The organism is Paenibacillus sp. QJM3NY_38 (genome assembly GCF_056173265.1).
This window is the reverse complement of record NZ_CM149665.1, coordinates 6,409,777-6,422,362: the sequence shown is the minus strand read 5'-3', so window position 1 is coordinate 6,422,362 and position 12,586 is coordinate 6,409,777. Positions and strand designations below refer to the sequence as shown.

The window sequence follows — 12,586 nt, the reverse complement described above, 5'->3', positions numbered from 1 at the left end:
TATATGCACACGTGGTCATGATACGATGGTGAAAAAAATAGAAGAAGGGGCATGCTTTTTGCTGAAAATGAACAAGTTTTTCAAATTATGTCTCGCCGTGATCCTGGTCCTCATTATTATTTATTTGGGATCGCTGGTGGATTTTATATTCAGACCGGTGCTTTCTTTCTTCTCGATCATCCTCGTGCCGCTGATGCTGTCCGGATTCTTCTATTACCTGCTTAGGCCGCTGGTTGATTTTCTCGAAAAGCGCAAGCTAAATCGCTCGCTGGCCATTCTGCTCCTATATGTCGTGTTTGCAGGCATACTTACAGGTTTTATTATTGGGGTATGGCCATCCCTGCGGGATCAGATCGTGGCCCTTGTACAGAATGCCCCCGCTTTGTTTGCAAAGCTTGGCGAGCAGCTACAGGAATGGGAGAATAACGGCTTCTTCAAGGATATATTCCCGGAGAACGCAAATCCGCTTACACAGCTAACTGATTATTTGAACCAAGGCTTCACGTTCCTCACGAATTATATTATGAACCTGTTTTCGTTTGTTTCGAGTTTTGCCATCGTTTTATTTACGTTCCCGATCATGCTGTACTACATGCTGAAGGAAGGCGGAAAGTTCGGGGAGATGATTGTCAGCTTTTTGCCTGACCGATTCAAGGAAGTAGGAGGCTCGGTGCTGGATGAAATCAATAACGCGCTCAAAGGGTTTATCGTGGGCCGGGTCCTCATCAATCTGGCGCTGGGCGTCTTGATGTATCTCGGCTTCCTGATCATTGGCCTGCCTTATGCGCTGCTGTTGACGGTTGTCGCGGTCATTGCGAATTTCATACCGTTTATCGGAGCTATTCTTTCCTCGATCCCGATCGTGATTATCGGGTTCATCCAGTCCCCGGGGACGGCGATCTGGTCGCTTGTTGTCATTCTGGCCGCCCAGCAGATTCAGGATAACCTGATTGGTCCGTATATCTTCGGCAAACAGCTGGCAATCCACCCCATTACGATCATTATTCTGGTTTTGGTGGGACAGGATCTTGGCGGAATTATAGGGATTCTGCTGGTGGTACCGATTTACATGATCATTAAGATTATCGTAACCAGAGTGTATCAGCTGTTCTTTAAGGAAAAATGGCAAAAAGCATAGGGATAGGCATGTGGCCGCAGCTGCATGCTGGAGCCGCCTAAGAGCGTGGAATCGTTCTTGGCGGCTTTTTGTCTGCCTGAGATATGAAGGGCCGCTTGACAATGGTATGAAAAAAATATAATCTTTAATTAAAGATATTAAATTTAAAGACTATATTTCATCATACGAACCGAAAATCATGTAGGGAAACATCGGTATGGATACGAAACGATGAGGAGTCGATGGAGATGGCATTACAAACGGCAGGCATACATCATATTACCGCTTATGCGCAGGATCCGCAGAGAAATGTTGATTTTTATACAGCTGTGCTGGGGCTAAGACTGGTGAAGAAGACGGTCAATTTTGATGCGCCTGAGGTTTACCATTTGTATTTCGGGGATGAGGCGGGGCACCCGGGGACCATTATCACCTTCTTTCCGTCTTCTGCTTCACGAAGAGGGATACGTGGAGGAGGACAGGTTGGGTATACAACATTTGTCGTCCCTGCAGGTGCCCTGCCTTATTGGGAAGGGCGTTTACGGAGATTCGGCGTTCCTGTCATGAAAGCATTTCGGTTTAACGAACATTATCTTCAGTTCTCTGATCGCGATGGACTTTCTCTTGAGCTTGTGGAGCGGGAGGGCGGACCGAATAACGGCTGGTCCGTGGACGATATAACTCCGGATACAGCGATAAAGGGATTCGGCGGTGCGGTTCTGTTCAGCAGCAATTGGGAGGAAACGAAGAAGGCGCTGGAGCAGGTCATGGGACTGACCTACATCGGAGAGGACGTTAATTATGCCCGGTTTCAAGCTGCGGGCCTTTTCGGCAACGTGATCGATTTGCCGATGCGGGATATCCCTTTGGGAACCGGAGGCGCTGGAACGACCCATCATATCGCATGGCGGGCCCAAGATGATGGTGAGCATGTTACATGGCAAGAGTGGGTGAAACAACATGGCTTTTTGCCAACAGAGATTAAGAACCGCAACTATTTCAGATCGTTATATTTCAGGGAACGAGGGGGGATCTTGTTTGAGATCGCAACCGATCCGCCCGGGTTTACGGTGGATGAAGATCTGGACTCGCTGGGGGAGCAATTGAAACTTCCTGTCTGGTTTGAACCGGAGCGAGCCCGTATTGAGGAAGGACTGGAGCCTATACAAGTCAAAAATACAGGAGAGGGGCAACTCAAGTGATATCCATAGACCCGAATACTCAAAGCGAACGGGACATCTACAAGCTGCTGATCGGGAGCGTTGTTCCGCGGCCGATCGCTTTCGTTACGACGTTATCGGAGGACGGTGTGCTGAATGCCGCGCCGTTCAGTTATTTCTCTATTCTGACGAGTAATCCGCCCATGCTGTCCGTTTCCGTTCAGCGGAAGAACGGCACGGCGAAGGATACAGCGAGAAATGCCATGCAAAGCGGCGAGCTTGTCATCCACATCGTGGACGAAGATACTGTTGAAGCCGTGAACGAAACGGCGGCGAACCTACCTCCGGACGAGAGTGAGCTTGACCGAACCAATCTAACCCCGATCGTAAGCGAGGTGGTTAAGGTTCCCGGCGTTCTGGAATCCAAGATTCGTATGGAATGTGTACTGGAGCAGATCGTTACCTTGAATGGTGCGGATCAACTGCCTGCTGCCGATCTGCTGATTGCCCGCGTAGTCCGCTTTCATGTTTCGGAGGAGCTATACGAGCAAGGCCGGATTGACGCTGCCAAGTTGAAGCCTGTGAGCCGTATGGCGGGAAACATCTATTCTGCACTGGGAGAGATGTTTACGATCGAGCGGCCGGTATAACAACGGACGGGCGGATAAAAAGGTTAGGACGCAGCGAATATCAAGTTATGAATTCATATGCCGTCATTCGATACTACGTAGGTTTAAGAAAGAAAAGGGGCTTGTGGAATATCATGCCTGAAGTATGCAAACTCTACATGAATGTGGAGCTGATATGATGAATTCACAAAATAGGAGTGGTCGACAAATGAAGTTTGAATCCAAGGTTGTCATTGTGACGGGAGGCGCCAGCGGGATCGGCGAAGCAGCGGTAAGGCTTTTTGTGGAAGAGGGAGCCAAGGTTGTTATCGCGGATTATTCGGACCGGGGACAAGCAGTTTCCGATGAATTAAGAGGGGCAGGCTTTGAAACGCTGTTCGTTAAAACGGATGTAACCCAAGAACAGGAAGTTGCAAATATGGTGAAGCAGACGGTTGAGCATTTTGGCCGTGTCGATGTATTGTTCGCCAATGCAGGCATTGCTCATGATGCTCCTGCCGATCAGTTGTCGATGGACAACTGGCAAAGAACGATTGATATTAATCTGACAGGAGTGTTCCTGTGCGATAAATATGTAATCCAGCAAATGTTATCCCAAGGAACCGGAGGGGCGATCGTAAACTGCGGCTCAATCCATAGCCATGTCGGAAAAGCGGGCGTTACCGCCTATGCTTCCGCTAAGGGAGGCGTTAAGCTGTTAACCCAGTCGATGAGCGCAGATTATGCACCTAAAGGGATCCGGGTTAATGCCGTATGTCCGGGATATATCGATACTCCTCTTATTCAGGGAAGAACGGAAGCGATCACCCAGCACCTGGTTGGCCTTCATCCGATGGGCCGCTTGGGACAGCCGGAAGAAGTCGCTAAAGCCGTGTTGTTCCTCGCCAGTGAAGATGCGTCCTTCATTACAGGCACGAGCTTGCTGGTGGATGGCGGATATACAGCCGTGTAAATGAAGCAAAGCCCCGATATGAAAATCGGGGCTTTTTTTGCAGGTGGAAAACGAAACTTATATAATGCTGACACCAGCGCTGCCGTAACCTGCCACTGCAGTGACAAGTGTTGCGCCAGCTGCGGTTGCCGAGAATACCATTAACAGGCGTGTATTGGCCGGCACCGGAATAGCCAGGCCTTCTACGAAGCCATTGCTTACCGTACCGAGAGCGAGAACGCCCGTAAGAGGCGGAGCCAGCGTAACAAGAGCGCCTGGTATCGGTGCGAAAATGTTGCTTGTAGCCGGCGCACTGTACAGTTGTGCTGTAATTGTAACCGTAGTTCCCAGCAGGGAAAGCGCCACAGTAGTGCTAAAGGTAGCGGAGATGCCAGTGATGGTACCGGCACGTGGCGTGTTAAACGCCATGTTAAGCAGAGTTCCAGCAGCTCCAGTGAGGTCAATCGTACCGCCAGCCAGCGTAAACGTATTGGCCGAGTTACCAAATCCTACGAGACCAACGGATCCAACTAATCCGCCTAAAACGGTGGTCAGAGCAAGCGGTATGCCGGATGCGAATGGGATGATGGCTCCTCCTGCGGCTGCTCCTGTAGCCCCTGTTGCCCCAGTAGCTCCAGTAGCTCCAGTAGGTCCCGCAGGTCCGACAGGTCCAACAGGTCCGACAGGCCCGACTGGTCCAGCAGGTCCAGCAGGTCCTGCAATACCGGTTGTCGGTCCGGCAGGTCCCACAGGCCCGATAGGTCCGACCGGTCCAACCGGTCCGATCGGACCCTGAGGACCTACAGGTCCACGGATAGCTCTTGGGCATCGACGCTTTTTCATGCCACCGCCATGGCCTTTATGATCACCATGACCATGAGACGGGCAATGCTTTTTCTTCGCATGAATGACTTTTTTCTCTATTTTTTAAGAGCACACAATTTTCTCTTTCTAGAAGAACGTTCCAAATGAAGCACCTCCTTTAGATTTGTTCTATACTACGCAAATACTCTCGGTACGGCATGGGTTAATAGCGCATAAATGATAGATAAACACCTATAATTTCCAGAATGTACGCTAGCCCCGGAGGCATTCATCTATTGACGAATAGCAAAACTATAGGATGAATTTCGGATCTCCCTACGATATTCATAGGCTCTGTAACGCAGCGTTTCAAAAAAAAAATTTGCGCCGTAAATGTGTGGGGAAAGCTTTCACAATCCGAATGTAATTCATGGCATAAACGATCCACCACATGAATGAGTAAGGGAGGCATGTCAAATGCCTGCTATATAGCGAAAAATGAGGCTGGGATAAAATTCCTGTATCGTTGGGGAAGAGGCTTGAATGAGGCATTTTTCATGCTTGTCATAGGCCCTGGAAGAACGGCATTTCCGCCTCTGAATTTCCAGAAAAAGCGGTTAAAGGGGTTTGACTTTTCCTGAAGTTCCCTTTATCATGGACACACGCTTAGTTTCCGGCATACATTTTCCGGAAAGCGGGGGAACCAGTTTCACCAGGGGCGAGTCACTTGGAATCACGAGTGTAGGGTACCATCTTACCCGAGTCCGTCAGCTAACCTCGTCAGCAGTGGATGGGTCTTGCATACATAATGGATGTTCATAACAAAGGCCCTTAATTCTCTTTAGGGGCCTTTTCTCTATTTTTTGACCCCCTGCTGGCGGAGCTATGTCTAAATCCCCTGTTTGGTGGTCTTTTTGTATTCTGCTAAAGAGGAGGGGCAAGGCCTGCAAATGTTTAACCAAAAGCAATTAAATCGATCAGATGGCATTGGGTTTAAGCGTGGAATGAGATGGATGAATCATCTTCCCTGAAGGTCCGGCCCATGCAAGGTATCTGAATAGGTTAAATCCCAGTTAACATATGTGTTAACATGGGCAATTTCAACATGCCATTTTTAAGCATACCAAAGTCATAATGAAAGGTTGTGGAAAGTTTTGAAAAGAGTGGTTGTACTGATGTTGTCATTGATTATGGGGGTGTCGCTTGCGGCTTGCGGTGACAAAGGGAGTACATTGGAGCAAGCCATTGAGCAGGGGTATATCACCGTGGGATTTGCGAATGAGAAGCCTTATGCCTATAAAGAGGCCAACGGGGAGCTGACAGGAGAAGCGGTTGAAATTGCGAGGGTTATTCTGGAGCGGCTTGGCATCAAGGAAATGAGGGGAGAGCTTACGGAATTCGGATCGCTGGTTGCCGGACTGCAGGCCGAGCGGTTTGATCTAATTACCGCAGGCATGTTCATTAATCCGGATCGCTGCTCTGCCGTATTGTTTGCTAATCCGGAGTACAGCATCGGGGAAGCCATTGCGGTGAAGCAAGGGAATCCGCTGGGACTCGGAAGTTATGAGGATATTGCCAATCATGACCAAGCGAAGGTCGCCGTTATGACCGGTGCGGTCGAAATCGGCTATATGGAAAAGTCTGGCATTCCTGCGGACCGGATTGTGCAGGTCCCCGACCAGGCCTCGGCCATTAGCGCCCTTCAGGCAGACCGGGTGCATGCAATTACCATGACGGGGCCGTCCCTGCAGGCGATGCTGGATTCGGCCAGCGACGAGAGCATCGAACGCGTGGCTGATTTCGAACAGCCGGTCATCGACGGCGAAAGCGTTCGCGGTTATGGAGCTACGGCTTTCCGCCAAGCGGATACCGAGTTCCAGGAGGCTTATAATGCGGAGCTTCAAAAAATGAAGGAGTCGGGCGAGCTGCTGGAAATTTTGCAGAAGTTCGGGTTCACAGAAGAAGAGCTCCCGGGCGAGATGACGGCCGCTGCCCTTTGCGGGGAATAGCATGCCGAATTCGTGGATTGATTTTCTCCCTACGCTGCTGAAAGGGGCGGAGATCACGATTGTAGTTGCTTTCTTTTCAGCCATTCTTGCGGTCGTGATGTCCTTTGCAGCCGGGTTATGCCGACTGTCGAAGCTGTGGATCATTCGCACGTTGACAGCCGTGTACGTGGAAGTCTTTCGGGGGACCTCCTTGCTGGTGCAGCTGTTCTGGTTGTATTTCGCCCTTCCGTTCATCGGCGTCGAGCTTCCGAAAATGCTGGCTGCGATCCTCGCGATCGGGCTGAACTTCGGCGCATACGGCTCGGAAATCGTTCGCAGCGCCGTGTTGGCCGTTCCGAAAGGACAATGGGAAGCCGCTGTAGCGCTTAATCTGAAGCCTTGGCAAAGACTGTGGAATGTCATATTGCCTCAAGCGTCCCTGCGAATGCTTCCCCCCTTCGGGAATCAGCTTGTGGAGCTCATCAAATCCACCTCACTGGTTTATTTCATCACGATGGCGGATTTAACGTATCAGGCCATGGTGCTCCGCAATAATTACATCTCCTGGACGACCGAGATTCTGGTGCTGCTGCTCCTCATGTATTTTGTCATTGCTACGCTTGTTTCGCTGGCAGTTCGACTGCTGGAGCGTAAATGGACAGCGGGGAGGTTATAGTCATGTGGGATTGGAACTATGTATGGGATATCCTGCCCCAGCTCTTGAGTGCATTAAAAATGACGGTATGGGTGACGATCTGCGCTTTCGCGGTGGCATTGGTCATCGGCTTGCTGCTTGCTTTTGCAGCGCGGAGCCGATTTAAGGTGCTGTCATTAATAACCAAGGGAATGATCGAATTTATTCGCAATACACCGCTGCTGGTGCAGGTCTTCTTCCTGTATTACAGTCTGCCGCTTCTTACCGGAATTTCCATTCCGGCCTTCTATGCCGGGGTGATCGGTCTCGGGCTGCATTACAGCACATATCTGTCCGAGGTGTACCGATCCGGAATCGAGGGAGTGCCGAAGGGACAATGGGAGGCTGCCACAGCACTGAATTACACGAAAGCCCAAACCTGGCGAAGTATTATCCTGCCGCAAGCGGTGCCGCCGATCATTCCGGTACTGGGTAATTATTTGATTGTTATGTTTAAAGAGACGCCGATTCTATGCGCCATAACGCTTGTGGAGATGATGCTGACGGCCAAAAATATCGTGTCGCAGTCGTTTCGTGCATTTGAACCGTATACGATGGTCGGGATTCTGTTCCTGATCATCAGTTATATCGCCTCATTGCTTGTGCAAAGGCTGGAAAAACGCATGAATCTGCAGCGTGGAAAATAAAAGGAGGGAATCAATTGAATGCCGTTGTGATCGATGAGCAAGCGGAAGCGTCGAAGGTGCCGCAGCAGGAGGGAAATCCCGTTATCGCTACGGGTACAAAGCCGATTGTGAAATATACCGGCGTGACCAAGTCGTTTGGTGATCTACAGGTGCTTAAAGGCATCGATCTGGAGATGCAGCCTGGAGAAAAGGTGGCTGTGATCGGTCCGAGCGGATCGGGCAAAACAACGATGGGCCGGATGCTGATGACGCTGGAAGAACCCACCGAAGGAACCATTGAGGTTGATGGCGAGCTGCTCTGGCATATGGAAGAGAAAGGGAAGCTGGTTCGGGCCAATGAAAAGCATTTGCACCGGATGCGCTGCAATGTCGGCATGGTCTTCCAGCATTTCAATCTGTTCCCGCACATGAACGTGCTTCGCAATGTGACGGAGGCCCCGCGCAAAGTGCTGGGTTTATCCAAGGAGGAGGCGGAGGAGCGGGCCGTCTCCATGCTCAGTAAGGTCGGTTTGGCCGACAAATTGAAGATGTACCCGTCCAATCTGTCCGGGGGCCAGAAGCAGCGGGTTGCCATCGCCAGAGCACTGGTCATGCGGCCGAAGGTTATGGTTTTTGACGAGGTGACCTCGGCGCTTGATCCGGAGCTGGTCGGCGAAGTGCTGGAGGTGATCCGGGAAATCGCGGAGGAAGGCGAAATGGCCATGATGCTGATTACGCATGAGATGGATTTTGCGAAGGAAATAGCCGACCGCGTCATCTTCGGAGCCGAGGGAAGGATCGTTGAGCAGGGCACGCCGGAGGAGATATTCGATAATCCCCAGAGCGAGCGCCTGCAGAGCTTCCTGCAGCGATTCCGTTCCAACGGAAATTAGTTCTGGAAAGAGGTGATTGTATAGAATGGCTGTGGATACCGATACCGAAATTGTTTACCGAAGACCGAAAGCCCGGGATGGTACCCGGGTGTGGGAGCTTATACGCGACACCGGATCGCTTGATCTGAACTCCCCCTATTGCTACATGCTGCTTGGAGATTACTTCCATGATACCTGCATGATTGCCGAGCATGAAGGAGATATCATCGGTTTTATTTCCGCCTTCCGTTCTCCTCGCAATCCGGAGACGCTGTTCGTATGGCAAGTGGCCGTTGCTAATTCGCATCGGAGGCAAGGCGTTGCAAAGGCAATGCTGACAAATCTGATGAATCAGAAGGCATGCCATGGCGTCCGTTACATTGAAGCTACGGTATCGCCGAGTAACATGGCGTCCCGTCGTTTGTTTCTCGGTTATGCCGAGGAGAAATCCATTCCCAGCACCGTAACCGTAGGTTATGGAGCAGAGATGTTCCCCGATGGAACGTCCCATGAAGATGAGCCGTTATTCGTGATTGGCCCCTTTTTCAATGACATTTAAACAAATGGAGGGAACTATGGACAACCAAGTCATGGAGAAACCGAAGCTTACTGTGTTTAACAAGCTGGAATCGGAAGTAAGAAGTTATTGCCGGAGCTTTCAGACGGTTTTTGACAAGGCCCGAAATGCGAAGCTGTGGGATACGCAGGGTAATGAATACATTGATTTTTTTGCGGGAGCCGGGGCTTTGAATTACGGACATAACAATGAGAAGATTCGCGAGAAGGTAGTCGACTACATCCTGAAGGATGGCGTCACGCATAGCCTGGATATGGCTACGGGTGCGAAGGAAACGTTTCTGACCCGATTTCAGGAGGTCATCCTGAAGCCGCGCGGGTGGGATCATAAAGTGATGTTTCCCGGTCCGACCGGAACGAATGCCGTAGAGGCCGCGCTCAAAATCGCCCGTAAAGTGACAGGGCGCAGCACCGTTCTGTGCTTCACGAATGCCTTTCATGGCATGTCGCTCGGATCGCTGGCGGTAACCGGCAACTCCTTCAAGCGCCAGGGTGCCGGCGTGGATCTAAGTCACTCCGTGTTTATGCCGTATGACGGTTACTTTGGTGACGACGTGGATACGATGGCATATATGGAGAAACTTCTGGATGATCCGGGAAGCGGAATTCCGCTGCCGGCCGCAGTGATCGTCGAGGCGGTGCAGGGGGAAGGCGGATTGAACGCCGCCAGCCAGGAATGGCTGCAGAAGCTTGCGCGCATCTGCAAGGATAAGGGAATGCTGCTGATTTTGGATGATATCCAGATGGGCTGCGGCCGAACCGGTCCGTTCTTTAGTTTTGATGATGCCGGCATTGAGCCGGATATCATATGCCTCTCGAAATCGATTGGCGGCTTTGGCTTGCCGATGGCGATTACGCTGATCAAACCGGAGATTGATATATGGGAGCCGGGGGAGCATAACGGTACCTTCCGGGGCAATAATCTCGGATTCGTTGCAGCAGCCGAAGCGCTGAATTATTGGAAAACGAAAGATTTTCAGCTTGATATCGGCATCAGGGAAAATCGGATTCGCCAATCATTGGAAGGCGTTGTGAAGGATTATCCTCAGCTCGGCGGCGAAATCCGCGGCAGAGGCATGATTCAGGGGGTTGCTTTTGATAAGCCGGAGCTCGCAGGCAGGCTGTCCGAGTTGGCCTTCGAGCATGGACTGATTATGGAAACGTCCGGTCCGTACAGCGAAGTGGCAAAGCTAATGCCGCCGCTTACGATTGAAATGAACACGTTGGCAGAGGGATTGGGGATATTTGAGAGCAGTATCAAACAATTAGCAGCAGAGGAGAGGTTGTCATGATTGTTAAACATTTGGAAGAGATCGTGGATACCAAGGATGACATTGGTACAACGACATGGAACTCGAGAAGGCTTCTGCTTACAAAAGACGGCATGGGCTTCTCTCTCAATGATACCCTCATCAAGGCGGGAACGGAGACGCTGATCTGGTACAAAAACCACGTCGAAGCCGTGTACTGCATCGAAGGCGAGGGGGAAATCGAGATTGTCGGGGGTGAAACGTACCCTATTTCCCCAGGCATGATGTATGCGCTGGACGGTCACGAGAAGCATTATTTGAGAGCTCGTTCGCAGATGCGAATGGTCTGCGTATTCAATCCGCCGCTTACCGGCGCGGAAGTTCACGATAAGGAAGGAACCTACCCGCTGCTTGCCCCAATTTCAGACTAAGGAGATGATATGCGATGAGTAATAATCATGTGTCGGCCCTTCAGGAAAAAGAACTGGACGTTTATCCTTCAAGAGTGCATTCGGAACCCCGGATCCTAAAGAGACAGGATCCTGTCGTACATTCGGAATGGACGCCGGATGCTGCGTTAACGCAGGAGCAATCCGACTTCTATGAGCGCAACGGATATTTATTTCTGGAAGACTTCTTTGGTCCAGAAGAGCTGTCGGTATATCAGGCGGAAGCCCGAAGTTTACAGGTATCGGCAAGAGAGCTGAACCAGGATGAAGTGATCCGGGAGCCGGGCGGGAACGAAGTTCGATCGGTCTTTGCGGTGCATGAGAGCCATGAAGTGTTCAAGAAGCTGTCCCGGCATCCGAGACTCGTGGCGATCATGGAGTATCTCTTGGGGAGCGAGACGTATATCCATCAATCGCGGATTAATTACAAACCGGGCTTCACGGGCAAAGAGTTCTATTGGCACTCCGATTTCGAAACATGGCATGTTGAGGATGGCATGCCTCGTATGAGAGCCTTGAGCTGCTCCATTGCTCTGGAGGATAACTACTCTTATAACGGACCGCTTATGGTTGTGCCTGGATCGCATAAGGAATTCGTGGCCTGCATCGGCCAAACGCCGGAGAATCATTTCAAGGATTCCCTGCGCAAACAGGAGTACGGCGTTCCGGATCATGACAGCCTGACACGCATGGTGCAGAAAAGCGGTATCGACACGCCTGTCGGCAAAGCCGGTTCAATTGTGATTTTTGACTGCAATATTATGCACGGTTCGAACAGCAATATTACGCCGATGCCGCGCAGCAATATTTTCATGGTTTATAACAGCGTGGAGAATAAGGTCAAGCAGCCGTATTCGGGCCAGAAGCCAAGGCCAGAGTACATCGCCACCCGCGATTCTTTATGATCTCGCTGTCACTTATCGGCTCCATCATCGGCATCAACGTGGTTTATGTCTCAATCTTTTCGCTGCGTCTGATTCTGATGATCAAAGGCAGGAGAGGGATCGCCTCTCTCCTGGCCATGCTGGAGGTATTCGTTTACTTGCTCGGCCTTAATCTCGTCCTGCAAAATCTGGACAATCCCTTTAATATGGCGGCCTATTGCCTGGGCTTCGGTCTTGGCGTATATGCCGGCAGTCGTATCGAAGAGTATCTGGCACTCGGGTACATCGTGGTACAGGTTATCGTGAATTCCGTTGAGACGAACCTGGCGATGAACCTGCGGGAGAAGGGGTATGGCGTGACTGCCTGGGAAGCGGACGGCAAGGATGGCAAACGGCTCGTGCTTCAAGTTCTCGTGAAACGGAAGAATGAGCGGCGGTTGATGGAGTCACTATCCAAAATGTCGCCGCAGGCGTTCATTATCTCCCATGAACCGAAGAGCTTTAAAGGCGGCTTCTGGGTGCGATTGACGGAAGGACGCAAACTGTAACACGCTTTTAACAGGAAACAGGAAACAGGAAACAGGAAACAGGAAACAGGAAACAGGA

Annotated in this window: 14 protein-coding genes and 1 riboswitch; of the genes, 13 read left to right on the top strand and 1 reads right to left on the bottom strand. The window is 50.9% G+C overall.

The features are described 5' to 3' along the window. Positions 1–58: 58 nt before the first annotated feature. The 4 genes from AC0VZ8_RS29850 to AC0VZ8_RS29835 all read left to right on the top strand — a co-directional run bounded on the left by AC0VZ8_RS29850 (position 59) and on the right by AC0VZ8_RS29835 (position 3,858). Positions 59–1,138 (top strand): AI-2E family transporter, encoded by a 1,080-nt coding sequence (locus AC0VZ8_RS29850; RefSeq protein WP_260068189.1) that lies wholly within the window; start codon positions 59–61, stop codon positions 1,136–1,138. Positions 1,139–1,365: 227 nt separating this feature from the next. Then, entirely contained in the window at positions 1,366–2,319 is a 954-nt protein-coding gene (locus tag AC0VZ8_RS29845) for a ring-cleaving dioxygenase (RefSeq protein ID WP_475485284.1), read from the top strand. Beyond that, entirely contained in the window at positions 2,316–2,927 is a 612-nt protein-coding gene (locus AC0VZ8_RS29840; RefSeq protein ID WP_475485283.1) for a flavin reductase family protein, read from the top strand. The genes AC0VZ8_RS29845 and AC0VZ8_RS29840 overlap by 4 nt, the downstream gene beginning before the upstream one ends. A gap of 187 nt (positions 2,928–3,114) precedes the next feature. Continuing rightward, positions 3,115–3,858, top strand: a complete 744-nt coding sequence (locus AC0VZ8_RS29835) for an SDR family NAD(P)-dependent oxidoreductase (RefSeq protein ID WP_127593874.1) — start codon at positions 3,115–3,117, stop codon at positions 3,856–3,858. A 57-nt stretch (positions 3,859–3,915) separates the two neighbouring features. Here the strand turns inward: AC0VZ8_RS29835 and AC0VZ8_RS29830 are convergent, their stop codons facing one another. Beyond that, positions 3,916–4,680, bottom strand: coding sequence for an exosporium glycoprotein BclB-related protein (locus AC0VZ8_RS29830; protein ID WP_475485282.1), 765 nt, complete (start codon positions 4,678–4,680; stop codon positions 3,916–3,918). 614 nt (positions 4,681–5,294) lie between these two features. Further along, a riboswitch (cyclic di-AMP (ydaO/yuaA leader) is annotated at positions 5,295–5,440 on the top strand. Between the two features lie 376 nt (positions 5,441–5,816). Between AC0VZ8_RS29830 and ehuB the strand changes: the two genes are divergently transcribed. From ehuB to AC0VZ8_RS29785, 9 genes are read left to right on the top strand one after another with little or no spacing between them, the layout of a single operon-like run. Beyond that, positions 5,817–6,650 carry an ectoine/hydroxyectoine ABC transporter substrate-binding protein EhuB gene (gene ehuB, locus AC0VZ8_RS29825; RefSeq protein WP_475487783.1) on the top strand — a complete coding sequence of 278 codons (834 nt, stop codon included), beginning with the start codon at positions 5,817–5,819 and terminating at the stop codon, positions 6,648–6,650. Position 6,651: 1 nt separating this feature from the next. Next, the gene (gene ehuC / locus AC0VZ8_RS29820; RefSeq protein ID WP_113059538.1) at positions 6,652–7,305 is read left to right on the top strand and encodes an ectoine/hydroxyectoine ABC transporter permease subunit EhuC; all 654 of its coding nucleotides are present in this window, start codon (positions 6,652–6,654) and stop codon (positions 7,303–7,305) included. A 2-nt stretch (positions 7,306–7,307) separates the two neighbouring features. Continuing rightward, a complete protein-coding gene (gene ehuD / locus AC0VZ8_RS29815; RefSeq protein WP_071219717.1) occupies positions 7,308–7,970 on the top strand; it encodes an ectoine/hydroxyectoine ABC transporter permease subunit EhuD in 663 nt (220 codons plus the stop codon). Positions 7,971–7,984: 14 nt separating this feature from the next. After that, a complete protein-coding gene (ehuA, locus tag AC0VZ8_RS29810; RefSeq protein WP_475485281.1) occupies positions 7,985–8,842 on the top strand; it encodes an ectoine/hydroxyectoine ABC transporter ATP-binding protein EhuA in 858 nt (285 codons plus the stop codon). A gap of 25 nt (positions 8,843–8,867) precedes the next feature. After that, a complete protein-coding gene (ectA, locus tag AC0VZ8_RS29805; protein ID WP_071219716.1) occupies positions 8,868–9,380 on the top strand; it encodes a diaminobutyrate acetyltransferase in 513 nt (170 codons plus the stop codon). 16 nt (positions 9,381–9,396) lie between these two features. Next, complete coding sequence (ectB, locus tag AC0VZ8_RS29800; RefSeq protein WP_475485280.1) at positions 9,397–10,689, top strand: diaminobutyrate--2-oxoglutarate transaminase; 1,293 nt, start codon at positions 9,397–9,399, stop codon at positions 10,687–10,689. Continuing rightward, on the top strand, positions 10,686–11,078 hold the full coding sequence (locus AC0VZ8_RS29795) for an ectoine synthase (RefSeq protein WP_475485279.1): 393 nt from the start codon (positions 10,686–10,688) through the stop codon (positions 11,076–11,078). The genes ectB and AC0VZ8_RS29795 overlap by 4 nt, the downstream gene beginning before the upstream one ends. 14 nt (positions 11,079–11,092) lie before the next feature. After that, positions 11,093–12,001 (top strand): ectoine hydroxylase, encoded by a 909-nt coding sequence (gene thpD / locus AC0VZ8_RS29790; RefSeq protein WP_475485278.1) that lies wholly within the window; start codon positions 11,093–11,095, stop codon positions 11,999–12,001. Further along, positions 11,998–12,528 carry a DUF2179 domain-containing protein gene (locus AC0VZ8_RS29785; protein WP_015737571.1) on the top strand — a complete coding sequence of 177 codons (531 nt, stop codon included), beginning with the start codon at positions 11,998–12,000 and terminating at the stop codon, positions 12,526–12,528. The genes thpD and AC0VZ8_RS29785 overlap by 4 nt, the downstream gene beginning before the upstream one ends. Positions 12,529–12,586: the final 58 nt, after the last annotated feature.